Here is a 17,565-nt window from a genome sequence, read left to right on the forward strand (position 1 = left end):
CGGTAAGCGAGGCAAGCGGCTCGACTACTACCATTGTCGCGTCGTACCTCGCGGCATCAGCGTCGGCGGACTGAACGGCCGGACGGCGGCGGGCACGACTGCGAAAAGAATGGGGTGGACAGGCACTCATTGCAACCCAATATAACGCGCCTCAAAGCGCTTGTACAGCCTCCAGGATTTCCTCGACATGGCCCGGCACACGCACGCCGCGCCACGCCTGGCGAAGCACGCCTTGCCCGTCGATGAGGAAAGTGGAGCGCTCGATTCCACGTACCTCTTTGCCATACATTTTCTTCATTTTGATGACGTCGAAGAGCGAGCAGAGCGCTTCGTCGGCATCCGATACCAAGGTAAACGGCAGTTCCAGCTTGGCCTTGAAGTTGTCGTGCGAACGTACACTGTCGCGCGATACGCCCACGATCTCGGCGCCGGCCTTCTTGAACTTCGGGTACAGGTCGCGGAACTGCAGGCCTTCGGTTGTGCAGCCCGGCGTGTTGTCCTTGGGATAGAAATACAGCACCACCTTCTTGCCCCGAAGACTGGAAAGCGTGAAATCGCCGCCAGTCGCCTGAGCGGTGAAGTCGGGGACGGGTTGGTCGACTGCGATGGGCACGTGTTTCTCCGGTTGTTGGTTTTATGACGGACATGACGGACGACGTGCGCCGCGCGACGGTATCGCGCAGGCCGCACGTCGGGAGCGGGAACGGCCGGCAGGCACGGCGCGTTGCACCTCGATGCGACGCGCGCGTGCTGCGGGGAAACGGGCTTGCTGAAGCGGCGGGATCGACCGGAGATCGATCGGGAATCGATCGACAGTCAATCGGGCTGAACGATCAACTCGCCGGAGCGGCCGGGAATTTCGCCCCACGTGACAGGGTACGATGGCAGCGCGTTGTGGTCCAGCGTCGCGTAGTAGTCGCCCATGGTGGCGAACGTGTGGCCCTGCGCGCGCCAGCCTGCCAGCAGCGCTTCGAACACGGGCGCAAGCTTCTGGCCTTCGAGCTCGGCGTGCAGCGTGAACACCTGGTCGCAGGGATTGTTCTCGGTGCGCTTGAGCATCCAGTCGGCGACGTTGCCCTCGTCGATGCCGTCCACGCCCAACACTTCGTCGAGCGTGGGCAGCGTAGTGGGCATCTGCACGTGCGCGAGCGTGCGGCCGTTGACCACCGGCCGGTACGGTGTATGTCCGCGTCCGTCGGACGCATAGTGCATGCCCCACGCGTCGATCTGCTCGAATGCCGCGTCGTTCATCTGCCAGCCGGCCGCGCCGTGCGTGACGGGCGGCGTGCCGAACACGTCGACGAAGCGCGCATGGCTCTGCTGCATCTGGGTGACGGTCCACTCGCGCGAGCGGCTGCGCACGTTGTCCTGCCAGTAGACATGGTCCCACGTATGGATGCCGCATTCGAAGCCGGCTTCGTGGATGGCGCGCATCTCCGCCGCGGCGCGCACGCCGATGTCAGGACCTGGCAGCAGCACGCCGTACATCAACTGCCTGACACCGTAGTGCTCCACTACGGACGTGCGCGACACCTTCTTGAGAAACCCCGGCCGCAGCACGCGGCGCAGCGCCCAGCCCGTGTGATCCGGGCCGAGGCTGAACAGGAACGTGGCACGGGCCTTGAAGCGGTCGAAGATGCGCGCGAGATTCGGCACGCCTTCGCGCGTGCCGCGCAGCGTGTCGACGTCGATCTTCAGGACGATACGGGCCAAGGCGCGTCCCGCTTACTGCTGCTCGACGAGCGCGCGCGCCTCGGCGACGTGGCCGCGATACGCTTCGAAGATCTTGCGCAGCGCGTCGTCGAAGGTGGACTTCGGCGCCCAGCCGAGTTCCTGCATCGTGTTGTCGATCTTCGGCACGCGGTTCTGCACGTCCTGGTAGCCGGCGCCGTAGTAAGCGCCCGACGACGTTTCCACGAGCTGCACCTGCTTGGCCATATCCGCGTATTCCGCGTACTCGCCGGCGAGCGCAAGCATCTTGTTCGCGAGCTCGCGCACCGAGTAGTTGTTCGACGGATTGCCGATGTTGTAGATCTTGCCGGACGCCACACCGCCCTTGTTTTCGATGATCTTCATGAGCGCGTCGATGCCGTCGTCGATGTCGGTGAAAGCGCGCTTCTGGGCGCCGCCGTCCACGAGGCTGATGTTCTCGCCGCGCACGATGTGGCCGAGGAACTGCGTGACCACGCGCGAGCTGCCTTCCTTCGGCGTGTAGATCGAATCGAGGCCCGGCCCGATCCAGTTGAACGGACGGAACAGCGTGAAGTTGAGCCCTTCCTGCATGCCGTAGCCCCAGATCACGCGGTCCATCAACTGCTTCGAGCACGCGTAGATCCAGCGCGGTTTGTTGATCGGGCCGTAGATGAGCGGCGAGGCGTCCGGGTCGAACTGCTCGTCGGTGCACATGCCGTAGACCTCGGAGGTCGACGGGAACACCAGATGTTTGCCGTACTTCACGGCCGAGCGCACGATGGGCAGGTTCGCCTCGAAGTCGAGCTCGAACACGCGCAGCGGCTGCTTCACATAGGTGGCGGGCGTGGCGATCGCGACGAGCGGCAGGATCACGTCGCATTTCTTCACGTGATACTCGACCCACTCCTTGTTGATCGTGATGTCGCCTTCGAAGAAGTGCATCCGCTCATGATTCACGAGGTCGCCGAGGCGCTCGGTCTGCATGTCCATCCCGAAGACTTCCCAGTCGGTGGTTTCGAGAATGCGTTTGGACAGGTGATGGCCGATGAAGCCGTTGACACCCAGAATCAGGACTTTTTTGGCGAAACCTTCGGTTTTCATGAATGACGGGAAGAATGAATGAGCTGGGCGAATCCGGCCGGCGTGACGACGGTCTCGATGCCGTCGTGCTGGTGCCGCAATTCATGAATGGCGATCGCACGGCCGTCGCCGCAGATCGCGAGGAGGGCATTATCGCTTACCGCGAGGCCCGGCGGCAAATCTGCGGGGACCGCGCCCGGCGGCGCGAGCCGCGCGCGGGCAATCACGAAACGCTGGCCGTCCACGTCGGTGAAAGCGCCCGGGTAGGGCGGCGCCACGGCGCGAATCAGGTTGTAGACCTCGCGGGCGGGCTTCGCGAAGTCGATGCGGCCGTCTTCGGGCTTGCGGCCGCCGAAATAGCTGCCGTGCGCGAGGTCGTTGGGCAGATGCGGCGCCTCGCCCGCGAGCAACCCGGGCAGCACGCGCCACAGCGTCTGCTCGGCCGCGACCGTCACCTTGTCGAACACCTGTGCGGCCGTGTCGTCGGGCAGGATCGGCACGGGCGTCTGGGCAACGATTGCGCCCGCGTCGGGCTTCGCCGCCATCTCGTGCAGCGTCGCGCCGGTTTCGGTCTCGCCGTTGAGCACTGCCCAGTTGACCGGCACGCGGCCGCGGTACTTCGGCAGCAGCGAGCCGTGCATGTTGTACGCGCCGCGCGCGGCGAGCGCGAGCAGGTCGGCGGGCAGCATGTGGCGGTAATAGAACGAGAAGATGAAGTCGGGCCGTGCGGCGCTCACGGCTGCACGCAACTCCGCGCTCTTCGGATCAGCGGGCGTGATGGTGGGAATACCGTGTTCGGCCGCCACCGAAGCGACGCTGCCGAACCAGATGTTCTCGGCGGGGTTGTCCTCGTGGGTGACCACGAGCGCGACGTCCACGCCGCGCGCGAGCAGCACCTGCAGGCAGCGCACGCCGACGTTGTGATAGGCGAATACGACAGCACGCGGTTTCATGGATTCGCCCCCGGATCGGCGAAAGAAGCGGTGGAAGCGGTAGAAACGGTAGAAACGATGGACGGGCTGGCCGCGCTGGTTGCGCGCAAGGCCTGCGCGTCGCGGTCCTCGAGAATGGTCTGGATCAGATAACGCGGACGTGCCCGCACCTGCTGGTAGATGCGTCCGATGTATTCGCCGAGCAGCCCCAGCGCGAAGATGATCACGCCGAGCAGGAAGAACGTGATGGCGAACAGCGTGAACACACCTTGCACTTCCGCGCCGATGATGAAGCGGCGAATCAGCAGCAGCACGAAGAGGGCGGCTGAGCCGAGCGAGAGGATCACGCCGATGAACGAGAGCCACTGCAGCGGCACCACCGAAAAGCCCGTGACGAGGTCGAAGTTCAACCGGATCAGGCTGTAGAGCGAGTACTTCGACTCGCCCGCGAAACGCTCCTCGTGGCCCACTTCGATTTCCACGGGGTTCTGCGCGAAGGTGTAGGCGAGCGCGGGAATGAAGGTGTTGATTTCGCCGCAGCGGTTGATCGTATCGACGATGTGCCGGCTGTAGGCGCGCAGCATGCAGCCCTGGTCGGTCATCTTGATGCGCGTGATGCGCTCGCGCAGCCGGTTCATGGCGCGCGACGCCTTGCGCCGCCACAGCGAGTCCTGGCGCTGCCGGCGGATGGTGCCCACGTAGTCGAAGCCATCGCGCATCTTCGCGACGAGGTTGCCGATTTCTTCGGGCGGGTTCTGCAGGTCGGCGTCGAGCGTGATGACGATGTCGCCGCGCGCATGCTCGAAGCCCGCGAGAATCGCCATGTGCTGGCCGTAGTTGCCGTTGAGCAGGATGGCGCGCGTGGTGTCGGGGCGCACGCGGAACTGCTCGGCGAGCATCGCGGCCGAGCGGTCGCGGCTGCCGTCGTTGACGAAGATCACTTCGTAGCCGGTGCCGAGCGCATCGAGCGCTGGGTAAAGACGCGCGAACAGGGCCGCGAGGCCGGCTTCCTCGTTGTAGACGGGGATGACGACCGAGACCTCGGGCCGTTCGGTCCGGTCCAGCAGCGAGGAGCGATGTTCGGTTTGACTCATGTGTCGTTGTTTTCCGTTTCGAGGGGTTGCGCTTCCATCCGTCTCCGTTCGGCTCTCCGCTCAGGTTCGGCTCACGGAGGGCGGCTCCCAGGTCTTGCGCCTGGTTCAGCGCGTCGGGCTGCCGCGGCGGCCCGACGTACTTCGGTTGCGCGCGCGTGCGTTCATTGCGCGCTCGTTTCGTACTTCTTTCCTGCTTGTTTCGTCGTCGTTTTGCGCCCGTTTCGTACTCAGTGCGTACTCATTTCGCGCAGGTTTCGCAGATTTCGTTCACAGCGCGGCACACGCGCGTGACGTCGTCCGCGCTCATCTGTGTGAAGAGCGGCAGCGTGACCGTGCTCGCGCCGAAGCGCTCCGCGTGCGGGAACATGCCTTCCTTGAAGCCGCGCGCGCGGTACAGCGTGAAAAGGTGAATGGCCGGATAGTGCACGCCCGAGCCGATGCCGCGCGCCTTCAACTGCTCCATGAATTCGCCGCGGCTGATCGAGAGCCGTTCGAGCGGCAGCGTGATCTGGAACATGTGCCAGTTGCTGTTCTCGAAATCCGCGACCGGCAGTCCGACGCCGAGGCGCACCGCGGCGCTGCCTTCGAAGCCGGCGAAATAGGCCCGCGCGAGTGCCTTGCGCTGCGCGGTGAAGCGCGCGAGATGCGGCATCTGGCCGAGCCCGACGCGCGCCGCGACGTCGGTGAGGTTGTACTTGCCGCCCAGCACGTCGCAATCCATGCCGTCGAGCCCCGTGCGCGTGATGCCCTGCAGCCGGTACTTCTGCGCGAGCACGGCTTCGTCCTCGTTGTTGAGCACGAGCGCGCCGCCCTCGATCGAGGTCAGGTTCTTGTTCGGATGGAAGCTGAACGACACGATGTCGCCCAGCTTGCCGATGCGCTCGCCGTGCCACGTGGAGCCCAAGGCCTGGGCCGCGTCTTCGATCACGCGCAGCTGGTGGCGGCGCGCGATCTCGTAGAGACGGTCCATGTCCACAGGCAGCCCCGCGAGGTAGACGGGGATGATCGCCTTCGTGCGCGGCGTGATGGCGGCTTCGACGCGCTCGAGGTCGATGTTGCGCGTGCGCGGATCGATGTCCACGAACACGGGCGTTGCGCCCACCTCCAGGATCACGTTGCTCGTGGCGACCCACGACGCGGGCGTGGTGATGACCTCGTCGCCCGGACCCACGCCGGCAATGCGCAGACCGATTTCGAGCGTGGCGGTGCCGGAGTTGAAGGTCCGCACCGGCCGGCCGCCGCAGAATTCCGACAGCGCGGCTTCGAAGGCGGTGTTCTGCGGGCCCGTCGTGATCCAGCCCGAGCGCAATACGTCGGCTACGCCCGCGATGGTGGCTTCGTCGATTTCGGGGCGCACGAACGGCAGGAACGGCAAGGACGAGTCGGTTGGCTGGGTCATGAGTGGCTGGAATCGAAGAAAAAGGGTGCGACCTGCAAGGATGACGGCCTGCTGCTTACGAAAAGCTTAAGCGGCGCGTCAGCTGCGCGCCAGGATGAACACGCCGATCAGAATGATGCCGATGCCGACGAGCCGCTGGACCGTCAGCGCTTCGCCGAATAAATACCACGCGGCGAACGCGTTGACGACGTAGCCGAGCGAGAGCATGGGGTAGGCAACGGACACGTCCACGCGCGACAGGCCCAGAATCCACACGACGACGCTCACCACATAGCACGCAAGGCCGCCGATGATGGGCAGTTGCATGGCGAGCTTGAGCCCGACCGGAAGGATGTTCGCACGGGTGAATTCGAAGTGTCCAACGGCGCTGACGCCGGCTTTGAGCAGCAGTTGGGCGCAGGCGTTGAGGGCAACGCCGGCGAGGATGCAGATAAGCGAGACGGGATTCATCGAAGGGTGTCCATTTCCTCGGTTCTTGAGGGTTCTTTCGCTGGGTTTCAGAGCGTTTGCCTGCGGGCCGCGCCGGCGCGTGCCGGTGCCGGCCCATCGGTCTGCATCAATACGGCTTCTCGACCACCACGCGGCGCAGATCACGCGCGACCACGCGCATCGGCAGGCCTTGCGCGGCGAACTGCTCGTAGCGCTGCGGCGACATGAGCGCAAGCGCGTAACGGTCGGCCTTCCAGCGCCGCAGCCATTCGTCGATGGTCGGTACCCATTTTTTCGGCTCGACGCTCACGCCGAACGCGAGTTCATCCGGATGCTCGACCATGATCATCGTGTGGTTCACATAGAACGGCAGTGTGTGATCGAGTACGCCCACCGAATAGAAGGGCGTATCGGGCGGCAGTTTCGCGAGTTCGGCCTTCACGGCCGGCGCGAGCGGCGCACCCGAACTCAGGCGGCCGAACACGTCGTGGCCCGTGCCGGCAATCGTGCCGAGCAAGAGCCAGGCGGCGCCGAAGGCGACCGCAGCCGCACCGATGCCGGCGCCGCGGTTGCCATCCGCCGCGCCGCCACGGCGGCGGCCTCGGACCAGCCAGAGCGCCGCAAGCGTGAGCACGAACGCGACCGCGATGGCCGCCTCCACCCACACCTGGAACGCGCGGTACAACGCGTTGGGATTGCGCGCATCGCCGAGCCGCGACAGCCACAGCGCGCCAATCGCCGCGACAACGAGAAACACCGCATAGCCCAGCAGATGGCGCCGGAACGACTCGCGCGGCACGAGCGGCAGGTACAGGCCGATCACGAGCGCGATGGGCGGCGCGATGGGCAGCGTGTACGAGAGCAGCTTGGAATGCGACGCGCTGAAGAATAGGAAGATGAAGGCGGTCCAGACCACCATCACGAGCACCGGCGAAAAGCCGTTCGGCTGGCGCGGCAGCCGCAGCGCATGGCGCAGGCTTTGCCCCGCGACAGAAAGCCACGGCAGGAAGCCGACGAGCAGCACGGGCACGAAGTAGTAGAACGCTCCGGGCCGGTTCTGCTCCGGGGTCAGATAACGGCGGAACTGCTGGACGATGAAGAAGAAATTGAAGAACTCGGGGTTGCGATCCTGCACCAGCACGAACCAGGGCAGCACGATGGCGAGAAATACCACGAGGCCGCTCACGATGTAGAGCCGGCGCCAGAGCGCCCAGTCGCGCGAGACGAGCGTGTAGAGCACGAGCACGGCGCCCGGCAGGATCAGGCCGACCAGGCCCTTCGAGAGTACGGCGAGCCCCATCGCGGCCCAGCACAGCCCCATCCAGAGCCGCGCCTGATTCCTGGGCAGACCGGGGCGCTGGGCGAGCAGCAGCGCGCAGAGCGTGAGTTCCATCCACAGCGACAGGCCCATGTCGAGCGTGTTGAAGTGGCCCATGAGGTTCCAGTACGGCGACGTGGCAAGCACGAGGGCGCCGAACACGCCGGCCGCCGCATTGAACACGCGCGCGCCCGTAAAGCCGATCAGCAGGACGCCCGCGAAGCCGGCGAGCGCCGTGTAGAGCCGCGCCTGCCATTCGCCGATGCCGAACGCCGCGAACGTGAGCGCGTTGGCCCAGGTTTGCAGCGGCGGTTTTTCGAAGTACTTATAGCCGTTGTAGCGCGGCGTAATCCAGTCGCCGGTGAGGAACATTTCGCGCGCCATTTCGGCGTAGCGGCCTTCGTCGCTCGGCAGCAAATGGCGCCAGCCGAGCGGCACGAACCAGATGACGGCGAGCGCCACGACAAGCAGGAGGATGGTGGTTCGATTGAGCGGTAGCCGGGACGGCGTATCGTTCATGGGTGATATGACCTGTTGTTGTTCGGGAATGACAGGGGGCCGGGCGGTCCGGGGAAAGCGGCATGGGGCGGCGTTTCGCTTCACTGCCTCGCCCGGAGCACGGAAGGCTGCGGCATAGCATCGCCATACCGATGGCCCGAAGTTCGGCCGAAACTCGCACGCGCGGATGTTGCCCGACCCTACGGCGGAACGACCCTACGGCGAAGCCGGCCGGCCGCGAATTGCCGCGCAGTTTACGCCATCGCGGCGCGAGGACGGAAAAATGAACGGCTGCAGGCGGGCAGGCGGCCCGTTCGGGCCGATTGCCGCAACCCGTCTTCGGGCCTCGCCGGGACGTTGCTCAGGCTTCGATCAGCAACGCCGCCGCGACCTTGCGGCCTTCGGCCATGAGGATGTTGTAGGTCCGGCAGGCGGCCTTGAAATCCATGGTCTCGACGCCAATGCCGCGGCCCGTCAACACGGCCGTGAGCCGCGGGTGGGGAAAGCGCAGCCGCTCGCCGCTGCCGAACACGACCACCTCGGGCGCGAGGGAAAGCAACTGTTCGAAGAGTTCGGGGGTGAGGGCGTCGAACGAGGAGACGGGCCAGGCGGCAACCGGTGCGTCGGGCCGCACGATGACGCTGCCGGTATGACGTTGGAGATTGATGTCGACGTAGTCGGGGCCGTATCCCGTGACGGTATTGAGCGCGCCGCTCGAGTCCTGATGTAATTTCAAAATCGGTGTTCCGGGTTGTGGCAATGCGGGGCCGCAGTGGGTGTGCCGCCATGGTGCGCCCGCGTGGCAAGCGGGTTGATCGAGACCATCCAGGCTGATCCAGACCGACCTCGAGGCCTGCCGCCGCGGTTCTTGCATTGCGGAAGTCCGACAAAATCCGCTAAATTATAGCTTTTTAGCCGCCCCCGCGGCGCTTCCCGCCTCGCGCGCCGCCCGCCACAAGCCAAGGACCGCGAATACCCAAGCCAAGGCACCCATCGCGCGCCATTGCACCGCTTCACGCTTGCCATCCCATCCATCGTGGGAGCGGGTCGTGAGACCGGGTCAGGTTACGGGGACAGCCTGCCGCGCCACCCGAGCCATTGCCCTGACGAAACTCCTGGCTTCCTATTGCTTCATCTGCTCGCCGTGAAACCGATTCTCAAATCCAACAAGCTGTTGAACGTCTGCTATGACATCCGCGGGCCCGTGCTCGAGCACGCGAAGCGCCTCGAAGAGGAAGGTCATCGCATCATCAAGCTGAACATCGGCAACCTCGCCTCGTTCGGCTTCGACGCGCCGGACGAGATCATTCAGGACATGATCCTGAACCTGCCCGATTCGTCAGGCTATTCGGATTCGAAGGGCGTGTTCTCGGCGCGCAAGGCGATCATGCATTATGCGCAGCAGAAGGGCGTGCGCGGCGTCGAACTGGACGACATCTACATCGGCAACGGCGCATCCGAACTGATCGTGATGGCGATGCAGGCGCTGCTCAACGACGGCGACGAAGTGCTGCTGCCCGCGCCCGACTATCCGCTATGGACGGCCGGTGTGAGCCTCTCGGGCGGCACGCCCGTCCACTACATCTGCGACGAGGCGAACGGCTGGCTGCCCGACCTCGACGACATCCGCGCGAAGCTCACCCCGAATACGCGCGCCATCGTGGTCATCAACCCGAACAATCCCACCGGTGCGCTCTATCCCGACGACCTGCTGCTCGGCCTGATCGAGATCGCGCGCCAGCACGGCCTCATCATTTTCGCCGACGAGGTCTACGACAAGATCGTCTACGACGGCCGCGAGCACACGTCGATCGGCGCACTTTCCGAAGACGTGCTCACGGTTACGTTCAACAGCCTCTCGAAGAGCTACCGCTCGTGCGGCTACCGCGCCGGCTGGATGTTCCTCTCGGGCCTCGGCGGCGAGAACCGCCGGCGTGCGAAGGACTATTGCGAAGGGCTCGGCATTCTCGCCTCCATGCGGCTGTGCCCGAACGTGCCGGGCCAGTACGCGATCCAGACGGCGCTTGGCGGCTACCAGAGCATCAACGAGCTGATTGCACCCGGCGGGCGCCTTTATCGTCAGCGCGAACTTGCGCACGAAATGCTCACGGCGATTCCGGGCGTGAGCTGCGTGAAGCCGCAGGCCGCGCTCTACATGTTCCCGCGTCTGGACCCGAAGCTGTATCCGGTCGAAAACGACCAGCAGTTCATTCTCGACCTGCTGCTCGCCGAACGCGTACTGCTCGTGCAGGGCACCGGCTTCAACTGGAAGTCGCCCGATCATTTCCGCGTGGTGTTCCTGCCGAACGTCGACGACCTCGCCGATTCGATCAACCGCATCGCGCGCTTCCTCGACGGTTACCGCAAGCGCCACGCAACCTGAGCCGGAGCCCGGGCCGGCGCAGGTGAGCACCGCACGTGCGGCATCTGTTTTGTCCCGGCCTGTTCCTTTTCATATCAACCCGCACCTTAGAAACACACGCTGCATGGAACCGATCAAAGTTGGACTGCTGGGCTTCGGCACGGTGGGCAGCGGCACCTTCACGGTACTGCGCCGCAATCAGGAAGAAATCAAACGCCGTGCGGGACGCGGCATCGAAATCACGCGCATTGCGGTGCGCAATCCCGCCAAGGCGACGGCCGCGCTCGCCACGATTGGCGGTGCGGGAGAGGTCGATATCACGAGCGACTTCAACGCCGTGGTCGACGATCCGTCGATCTCGATCATCGCGGAAATGATCGGCGGCACGGGCATTGCGCGCGAACTCGTGCTGCGCGCGATCGCCAACGGTAAGCATGTGGTGACGGCCAACAAGGCGCTGCTCGCCGTGCATGGCACGGAAATCTTCGAAGCCGCGCACGCGAAGGGCGTCATGGTCGCGTTCGAAGCGGCGGTGGCGGGCGGCATTCCCATCATCAAGGCGCTGCGCGAAGGGCTCACGGCGAACCGCATCCAGTACATCGCGGGCATCATCAACGGCACGACGAACTACATTCTTTCCGAGATGCGCGAGCGCGGCCTCGACTTCGCCACCGCGCTCAAGGGCGCGCAGGCGCTGGGCTACGCGGAAGCCGATCCGACCTTCGACATCGAAGGTGTGGACGCCGCGCACAAGGCCACGATCATGAGCGCAATCGCGTTCGGTGTGCCCGTGCAGTTCGACAAGGCCTACGTGGAAGGCATCAGCAAGCTCTCGGCCACGGATATTCGCTATGCCGAGGAACTCGGCTACCGCATCAAGCTGCTCGGCATCGCGCGCCGCACGGATCGCGGCATCGAGCTGCGCGTGCACCCCACGCTGATTCCGGCACGGCGTCTGCTCGCCAACGTGGAAGGCGCGATGAACGCGGTGGTGGTGCACGGCGACGCCGTGGGCACCACGCTCTATTACGGCAAGGGCGCGGGCGCGGAGCCGACGGCCTCGGCCGTGGTCGCCGACCTCGTCGACGTGACGCGCCTGCATACGGCGGACCCGGAGCATCGCGTGCCGCATCTGGCGTTCCAGCCGGACAGCCTCGCGAACACGCCGATCCTGCCCATCGACGAAGTGACGAGCGGCTACTATCTGCGCCTGCGCGTGGCCGACGTGACGGGCGTGCTGGCCAACATCACGCGCATTCTCGCGGACACGGGCATTTCCATCGACGCGCTGCTGCAGAAGGAGTCCGAACAGGTGGACGAACGCGGCCGCGGCGAGACCGACATCATCCTGATCACGCACGAGACGCTCGAAAAGAACATCAACGCCGCGATTGCGCAAATCGAGGCGCTTACGACCGTCGTGTCGAAGGTCACGAAGCTGCGCATGGAATCGCTCGATTGAGCGCAAGCCAGTGACCGCACACGAAACTCACGCAGGAAAGCGCACATGAATTACGTTTCCACACGCGGCGCCGGAGCCGGCGAGCGTCACTCCTTCTCCGACATCCTGCTTGGCGGCCTCGCGAAAGACGGCGGGCTGTATCTGCCGCGTGAGTATCCGCGCGTCACGGCCGAGGAACTCGCGCGCTGGCGCACGCTGTCTTACGCGGACCTCGCATTCGAAGTGCTCGCGAAGTTCGCGGACGACATCGCCCACGACGACCTGCGCGCGCTCACGCGGCGCACCTACACGGCGCAGACGTACTGCAACGTGCGCGCCGGCGAAGACGCTGCGCAGATCACGCCGCTGCACCGGCTCGGCGTGGAAAACGGCACGCCGCTCGCGCTGCTCGAACTGTCGAACGGTCCCACGCTCGCCTTCAAGGACATGGCGATGCAGCTGCTCGGCAATCTGTTCGAGTACACGCTGGCGCGCACGGGCGAGACGCTGAACATCCTTGGCGCCACCTCGGGCGACACAGGCAGCGCCGCCGAGTACGCGATGCGCGGCAAGGCCGGCGTGCGCGTCTTCATGCTCTCGCCGCACCGCAAGATGAGCGCGTTCCAGACGGCGCAGATGTACAGCCTGCAGGACCCGAACATCTTCAACCTCGCGGTGGAAGGCGTGTTCGACGATTGCCAGGACATCGTGAAGGCGGTGTCGAACGATCACGCGTTCAAGGCGAAGCACAAGATCGGCACGGTGAACTCGATCAACTGGGCGCGCGTGGTGGCTCAGGTCGTCTACTACTTCGCGGGCTATTTCGCGGCCACGAAGTCGAACGACGAACGCGTGTCGTTCACGGTGCCCTCGGGCAACTTCGGTAACGTCTGCGCGGGCCACATCGCGCGCATGATGGGCCTGCCGATCGAGAAGCTCGTCGTGGCGACCAACGAGAACGACGTGCTCGACGAGTTCTTCCGCACGGGCGTCTACCGCGTGCGCAAGGCTGCCGAAACGTGGCACACGAGCAGCCCGAGCATGGATATTTCGAAGGCGTCGAACTTCGAGCGCTTCGTCTATGACCTGCTGGGCCGCGACCCGGCCCGTGTGGTCCAGTTGTTCCGCGACGTGGAAGAGAAGGGCGGCTTCGATCTCGCGGCGAGCGGCGACTTCGCGCGCGTGCACGAGTTCGGCTTCGTGTCGGGCCGCAGCACGCACGCAGACCGCATCGTGACGATCCGCGACGTGTTTTCGCGCTACGAGACGATGATCGACACGCACACTGCCGACGGCGTCAAAGTCGCGCGCGAGCATCTGCAACCGGGCGTGCCGATGGTCGTGCTGGAGACGGCGCAGCCGGTCAAGTTCGGCGAGACCATTCGCGAGGCGTTGCAGCGCGAGCCGCAGCGTCCGGCCGCGTTCGAGGGGCTCGAAGCGCTGCCGCAACGGTTCGACGTGCTGCCGGCCGACGCGCAGCGCGTGAAGGACTTCATCGCCACGCATACGGGCGAATGAGGCACGCCAAGGGGCCGCTAGAGGTCCGCTGAACGTTGTGGTTCCACCGCGCGGCGGCCACGGGCAGAAGAGGGCCCGGACGCCCGCCGCGCACGCGGCAGGGCGCGCCGCTACAATGATCTGATCTGTCGTCCGAGCCCATTCGAACCCGCACGATGTCCACGCCCGCTTCTCCGTCCTCCACGCCGTCCACACCGACTTCACCGGGCGCGCGTCCTCCCATGCTGTCGACCGCCGACGCGCTCGCCACGCTGCTTGCCGCGGCCCGGCCGCTCGCCGGCGTCGAAATGCTGCCCACGCTCGATGCGCTCAATCGCGTATTGGCGACTGACGTGGTGTCGCCGCTCGACGTGCCACCCATGAACACCAGCGCCATGGACGGCTACGCCGTGCGGGTGGCCGACCTCGCGCACGGCACGGTCCGTCTGCGCGTGTCGCAGCGCATTCCCGCGGGCCACGCGCCGCAACCGCTCGAGCCCGGCACGGTGGCGCGCATTTTCACCGGCGCGACCGTGCCGCCCGGCGCCGACGCGATCGTGATGCAGGAGCAGGCCGAGCCGACCGGCGATGAAGTCGCGCTGCTGCACACGCCCAAGGCAGGCGAATGGATCACGGCCCAAGGCGCCGACATCCGCCGCGGCTCGGTCATCCTGCCCGCCGGCACGCGGCTCACGCCTCAGTCACTGGGACTCGCGGCCTCGGTTGGATGTGCCGAGCTTGCCGTGGGGCGGCGGCTCAAGGTGGCCGTGTTCTTCACTGGCGACGAGCTGACGATGCCCGGCGAGCCGCTGCGGCCCGGCGCGATCTACAACTCGAATCGCTTCACGCTGCGTGGGCTGCTCGAGAACCTGGGCTGCGAGGTGTCGGACTTCGGCATCGTGCCCGACCGGCTCGACGCCACGCGCGCCACGCTGCGCGACGCCGCGCGCGGGCACGATCTGATTCTCACGTGCGGAGGCGTGTCGGTGGGCGAGGAGGATCACGTGAAGCCCGCCGTGGAAGCCGAAGGGCGGGTCTCGATGTGGCAGATCGCGATGAAGCCAGGCAAGCCGCTGGCCTTTGGCGCCGTGCGGCGTGGCGAGCGCACTGGGGCGCACGATGAAGCCGGCCGCGACGAGGCGTTCTTCATCGGCCTGCCGGGCAATCCTGTCTCGAGCTTCGTCACGTTCCTGTTGTTCGTGCGGCCGTTCGTGCTGCGCCTTGCGGGCGTGAAGCAGGTCGCGCCGCGCGCGCTGTCGCTGCGCGCCGACTTCACGCAGCCGAAGGCCGATCGACGCAACGAGTTCTTGCGCGCGCGCGTCAACCCCGCGGGCGGTCTCGACCTCTTTGCGAACCAGAGCTCGGCCGTGCTGACGTCGACAGTGTGGGGCGACGGGCTCATCGACAACCCGCCGAATCACGCGATCAGCGCAGGCGAGACGGTGCGCTTCCTGCCATTTTCCGAACTGCTCTACTGATGCGGGCGCCCGGCGTTGTCATGCAGGGCCGGCGCCGCTTGATTACATGAAGATCCAGCTGAAATTTTTCGCAAGCGTGCGTGAGGCGTTGGGCGTCGCGCATGAATCCGTCGAGGTGCCGGACGGCATCGCGACCGTCGGCGACGTGCGCGGCTGGCTGCGCGCGCGCGGCGGCGTCTGGGCCGACACGCTCGCCGAAGGGCGCGCGCTGCGTATGGCCTGCAACCACGTGATGACGGACGCCGGCACGCGCATCACCGACGGTTGCGAAGTGGCGTTCTTCCCGCCCGTCACGGGCGGCTGAGCGCGTTGCGCACACTCAGGAGGCAGGCCATGACCGTGCGCGTCCAGATCGAAGACTTCGACCTTTCCGCCGAGGTGGCGGCGCTGCGCGCGCAGAATCCGCGCATCGGCGCCGTGGCCTGTTTCGTCGGCACCGTGCGCGACCTCAACGAAGGCAGCGGCGTCGAAGCAATGGAGCTCGAGCACTATCCGGGCATGACCGAAAAGGCGCTCGCCGACATTGTCGATGCGGCTCGTGATCGCTGGCCGGGTGTGGACGTGCTGATCGTTCATCGCGTGGGCAAGCTTTACCCGCTCGACCAGATCGTGCTCGTGGCGACCACTTCCGCGCATCGTGGTGACGCGTTCGCCTCGTGCGAGTTCGTGATGGATTACCTGAAGACCCAGGCGCCGTTCTGGAAGAAGGAAAAGACCGCGGCCGGCGAGCGCTGGGTGGATGCGCGCGAGTCCGACGACGCGGCGCTGGCGCGCTGGGGAATCAAGTCGGGTAACGCGGCGAAGTAGCCGCTGCCGTGCTGCACCATTGACGCTGTCGCCGCGCGGCGACGTCGTTACGACGCGTCCGCTCCACGTCCAATGATCTTTGCCGGGAAGGGGTCGCCGACTGGGCTATCGCGCCCGGCATCGTGCCCGGCGTGACTGTTGCCGAGAGCCGACCGGCGCGGCGCAACCCGCTCGAGCAGCGCCTGCTGCTCCGGCGGAATCGCGTAGTCCCAGCCGAAGCGGCTCAACTGGAGGCTTTGTGCGATACGCAGTGCGGGCTCCATGAAGCGGACCGCGGCAGCCGGTTCGTAGCGCGCTTCCACGGTATCGAGAAACAGGTAGAGCCAATGGCTGAAGTGCTTCGGCTCGACGCCGGGCAGCGGCTCGTGCGCCTGCTGGACATTGCCGCGATAACCCTTCTCGCCGAGCACGAGACTCGCCCAGAACGTACACATTTTCGGCAAATGGGTGTCCCAGCGGCCGGCGAGCGCGGTGTCGAACACGGGGCCGAGGAGCGGGTCGGCGCGCACGCGTTCGTAGAACGCGTAGACCAGCTCTCGAATATTTCCGGTGGTCGGTTCGGGGTGGCGCGTGGCCGGGGCGGCAGCGCTGGAAAGTGAAGCGGACGGCGTCATGAAGCGTGGCAGTGGTGAGACAGAGGCGCGGCAGCGGCCTTCGTCCGGTCATCGGGAGATATGCCCCATGAATGAGCACAGGCTCCGCAAACAGCGAAACTGAAGGACAATAGCTGACATTGCCCTCAAAAACGAGCATCAACGGCGCATGTTATGGCGCGCCGACGATTGCCGCAACCCCGAAACGGACAAGGTCTTTTACGCGAAACGCGCGTCGAAGGCCGACTCGTTGCCATGAGACTGACTGACTATACCGACTACTCGCTCCGCGTGATCCTGTACCTGGCGGCCCGCGACGAAGGACTTTCGACCATCCAGGAAATTTCCGACGCCTACGGCGTTTCGAAAAATCATCTGATGAAGGTGGTGCAGCAACTCGGCGAACTGGGCTGGGTGGAGACGGTGCGCGGCCGCAATGGCGGGCTGCGGCTCGCTCCCGCCTCGCGCGCACTCACGGTGGGCGAGATCATCCGCGCCACGGAAACCGACTTTGCGCTGGTGGGCTGCTTTCCGGACAGTAAAGGCGTGCGGCGCGGCTGTGTGATCGATCCTCAATGCCGACTCAAGCACGTGCTCGAAGCCGCGCGTGCCGCGTTCTTCGCCGAGCTCGATCGCCACACGGTGGCCGAACTCATCGAGCCGCCGGGCCAGCTTGCGGCGCTGCTCGGTATTCCGGTTGCCGTACCGATCGTGCAGGCGCCCGCCGGTTCGATCTGAGACGTACCGGCTTCAGACGCTCTCATCGACGTTCCGATTAGCCGGTCCGCCCGGATGCCCGGTTCCGGCACCGTTTGACGCTCGTCAACACCCTCGCGCGCCGCGAGCGCACTGTGTTGCAGACCTTCGGCGCAGGACGGTTCCGCGCGCATCGTTTTTCGCAAAAACGTGCCGCCGCGTGCGAAAGCATGCAAAAAGTGCCTTGAA

Annotated in this window: 18 protein-coding genes; 8 read left to right on the forward strand and 10 right to left on the reverse strand. The window is 65.6% G+C overall.

Features of this window, described 5'->3' with window-relative positions; all coding sequences use genetic code 11:
- Positions 1–151 precede the first annotated feature (151 nt).
- From PXJ20_RS16455 to PXJ20_RS16495, 9 genes are all read right to left on the reverse strand, one after another.
- Positions 152–613, reverse strand: a complete 462-nt coding sequence (locus PXJ20_RS16455) for a peroxiredoxin (RefSeq protein ID WP_017776746.1) — start codon at positions 611–613, stop codon at positions 152–154.
- 203 nt (positions 614–816) lie between these two features.
- Positions 817–1,713 (reverse strand): polysaccharide deacetylase family protein, encoded by an 897-nt coding sequence (locus tag PXJ20_RS16460; RefSeq protein WP_421029344.1) that lies wholly within the window; start codon positions 1,711–1,713, stop codon positions 817–819.
- A 12-nt stretch (positions 1,714–1,725) separates the two neighbouring features.
- Complete coding sequence (locus PXJ20_RS16465; protein ID WP_421029343.1) at positions 1,726–2,793, reverse strand: bifunctional UDP-4-keto-pentose/UDP-xylose synthase; 1,068 nt, start codon at positions 2,791–2,793, stop codon at positions 1,726–1,728.
- On the reverse strand, positions 2,790–3,725 hold the full coding sequence (locus PXJ20_RS16470) for a formyltransferase (protein ID WP_017776749.1): 936 nt from the start codon (positions 3,723–3,725) through the stop codon (positions 2,790–2,792). The genes PXJ20_RS16465 and PXJ20_RS16470 overlap by 4 nt, the downstream gene beginning before the upstream one ends.
- Complete coding sequence (locus tag PXJ20_RS16475) at positions 3,722–4,798, reverse strand: glycosyltransferase (protein WP_421029342.1); 1,077 nt, start codon at positions 4,796–4,798, stop codon at positions 3,722–3,724. The genes PXJ20_RS16470 and PXJ20_RS16475 overlap by 4 nt, the downstream gene beginning before the upstream one ends.
- 238 nt (positions 4,799–5,036) lie before the next feature.
- Positions 5,037–6,197, reverse strand: a complete 1,161-nt coding sequence (locus PXJ20_RS16480; RefSeq protein ID WP_421029341.1) for a DegT/DnrJ/EryC1/StrS family aminotransferase — start codon at positions 6,195–6,197, stop codon at positions 5,037–5,039.
- 78 nt (positions 6,198–6,275) lie between these two features.
- Complete coding sequence (locus PXJ20_RS16485; protein ID WP_017776752.1) at positions 6,276–6,647, reverse strand: SMR family transporter; 372 nt, start codon at positions 6,645–6,647, stop codon at positions 6,276–6,278.
- A gap of 106 nt (positions 6,648–6,753) precedes the next feature.
- Positions 6,754–8,463 (reverse strand): glycosyltransferase family 39 protein, encoded by a 1,710-nt coding sequence (locus PXJ20_RS16490; protein ID WP_421029340.1) that lies wholly within the window; start codon positions 8,461–8,463, stop codon positions 6,754–6,756.
- A 340-nt stretch (positions 8,464–8,803) separates the two neighbouring features.
- Positions 8,804–9,178, reverse strand: coding sequence for an Mth938-like domain-containing protein (locus PXJ20_RS16495; protein WP_017776754.1), 375 nt, complete (start codon positions 9,176–9,178; stop codon positions 8,804–8,806).
- A gap of 399 nt (positions 9,179–9,577) precedes the next feature.
- Between PXJ20_RS16495 and PXJ20_RS16500 the strand changes: the two genes are divergently transcribed.
- The 6 genes from PXJ20_RS16500 (at position 9,578) to moaE (ending at position 16,027) form a co-directional block, all read left to right on the forward strand.
- Complete coding sequence (locus PXJ20_RS16500; RefSeq protein ID WP_421030917.1) at positions 9,578–10,825, forward strand: pyridoxal phosphate-dependent aminotransferase; 1,248 nt, start codon at positions 9,578–9,580, stop codon at positions 10,823–10,825.
- 103 nt (positions 10,826–10,928) lie between these two features.
- On the forward strand, positions 10,929–12,266 hold the full coding sequence (locus PXJ20_RS16505; RefSeq protein WP_126877364.1) for a homoserine dehydrogenase: 1,338 nt from the start codon (positions 10,929–10,931) through the stop codon (positions 12,264–12,266).
- Between the two features lie 45 nt (positions 12,267–12,311).
- On the forward strand, positions 12,312–13,763 hold the full coding sequence (gene thrC, locus PXJ20_RS16510; protein WP_421029339.1) for a threonine synthase: 1,452 nt from the start codon (positions 12,312–12,314) through the stop codon (positions 13,761–13,763).
- 221 nt (positions 13,764–13,984) lie between these two features.
- Positions 13,985–15,220, forward strand: a complete 1,236-nt coding sequence (glp, locus tag PXJ20_RS16515) for a gephyrin-like molybdotransferase Glp (protein WP_421029338.1) — start codon at positions 13,985–13,987, stop codon at positions 15,218–15,220.
- A gap of 46 nt (positions 15,221–15,266) precedes the next feature.
- On the forward strand, positions 15,267–15,524 hold the full coding sequence (gene moaD, locus PXJ20_RS16520) for a molybdopterin converting factor subunit 1 (RefSeq protein WP_421029337.1): 258 nt from the start codon (positions 15,267–15,269) through the stop codon (positions 15,522–15,524).
- 29 nt (positions 15,525–15,553) lie between these two features.
- The gene (gene moaE, locus PXJ20_RS16525) at positions 15,554–16,027 is read left to right on the forward strand and encodes a molybdopterin synthase catalytic subunit MoaE (RefSeq protein WP_421029336.1); all 474 of its coding nucleotides are present in this window, start codon (positions 15,554–15,556) and stop codon (positions 16,025–16,027) included.
- A gap of 47 nt (positions 16,028–16,074) precedes the next feature.
- On the opposite strand, the gene PXJ20_RS16530 is transcribed toward moaE, so the two are convergent.
- A complete protein-coding gene (locus PXJ20_RS16530; protein WP_421029335.1) occupies positions 16,075–16,641 on the reverse strand; it encodes a group III truncated hemoglobin in 567 nt (188 codons plus the stop codon).
- A 234-nt stretch (positions 16,642–16,875) separates the two neighbouring features.
- Here PXJ20_RS16530 and PXJ20_RS16535 point away from each other — a divergent pair, with 234 nt between their 5' ends.
- Both PXJ20_RS16535 and PXJ20_RS16540 read left to right on the forward strand, forming a co-directional pair.
- On the forward strand, positions 16,876–17,358 hold the full coding sequence (locus PXJ20_RS16535; RefSeq protein WP_017776762.1) for an Rrf2 family transcriptional regulator: 483 nt from the start codon (positions 16,876–16,878) through the stop codon (positions 17,356–17,358).
- 74 nt (positions 17,359–17,432) lie between these two features.
- On the forward strand, positions 17,433–17,564 hold the full coding sequence (locus PXJ20_RS16540) for a hypothetical protein (protein ID WP_421057430.1): 132 nt from the start codon (positions 17,433–17,435) through the stop codon (positions 17,562–17,564).
- The last annotated feature ends 1 nt before the right edge of the window (position 17,565 follow it).

Source organism: Paraburkholderia sp. A1RI_3L, from assembly GCF_048957895.1.
Lineage (GTDB): Bacteria > Pseudomonadota > Gammaproteobacteria > Burkholderiales > Burkholderiaceae > Paraburkholderia > Paraburkholderia kururiensis.

What these genes read in the sequence shown, in the direction of transcription:
- PXJ20_RS16465 (WP_421029343.1), bottom strand. Translation starts at nt 2,793, where the DNA reads ATGAAAACCGAAGGTTTCGCCAAAAAAGTCCTGATTCTGGGTGTCAAC.
- PXJ20_RS16470 (WP_017776749.1), bottom strand. Translation starts at nt 3,725, where the DNA reads ATGAAACCGCGTGCTGTCGTATTCGCCTATCACAACGTCGGCGTGCGC.
- PXJ20_RS16475 (WP_421029342.1), bottom strand. Translation starts at nt 4,798, where the DNA reads ATGAGTCAAACCGAACATCGCTCCTCGCTGCTGGACCGGACCGAACGG.
- PXJ20_RS16480 (WP_421029341.1), bottom strand. Translation starts at nt 6,197, where the DNA reads ATGACCCAGCCAACCGACTCGTCCTTGCCGTTCCTGCCGTTCGTGCGC.
- PXJ20_RS16485 (WP_017776752.1), bottom strand. Translation starts at nt 6,647, where the DNA reads ATGAATCCCGTCTCGCTTATCTGCATCCTCGCCGGCGTTGCCCTCAAC.
- PXJ20_RS16490 (WP_421029340.1), bottom strand. Translation starts at nt 8,463, where the DNA reads ATGAACGATACGCCGTCCCGGCTACCGCTCAATCGAACCACCATCCTC.
- PXJ20_RS16505 (WP_126877364.1), top strand. Translation starts at nt 10,929, where the DNA reads ATGGAACCGATCAAAGTTGGACTGCTGGGCTTCGGCACGGTGGGCAGC.
- thrC (WP_421029339.1), top strand. Translation starts at nt 12,312, where the DNA reads ATGAATTACGTTTCCACACGCGGCGCCGGAGCCGGCGAGCGTCACTCC.
- glp (WP_421029338.1), top strand. Translation starts at nt 13,985, where the DNA reads ATGCTGTCGACCGCCGACGCGCTCGCCACGCTGCTTGCCGCGGCCCGG.
- moaD (WP_421029337.1), top strand. Translation starts at nt 15,267, where the DNA reads ATGAAGATCCAGCTGAAATTTTTCGCAAGCGTGCGTGAGGCGTTGGGC.
- moaE (WP_421029336.1), top strand. Translation starts at nt 15,554, where the DNA reads ATGACCGTGCGCGTCCAGATCGAAGACTTCGACCTTTCCGCCGAGGTG.
- PXJ20_RS16530 (WP_421029335.1), bottom strand. Translation starts at nt 16,641, where the DNA reads ATGACGCCGTCCGCTTCACTTTCCAGCGCTGCCGCCCCGGCCACGCGC.
- PXJ20_RS16535 (WP_017776762.1), top strand. Translation starts at nt 16,876, where the DNA reads ATGAGACTGACTGACTATACCGACTACTCGCTCCGCGTGATCCTGTAC.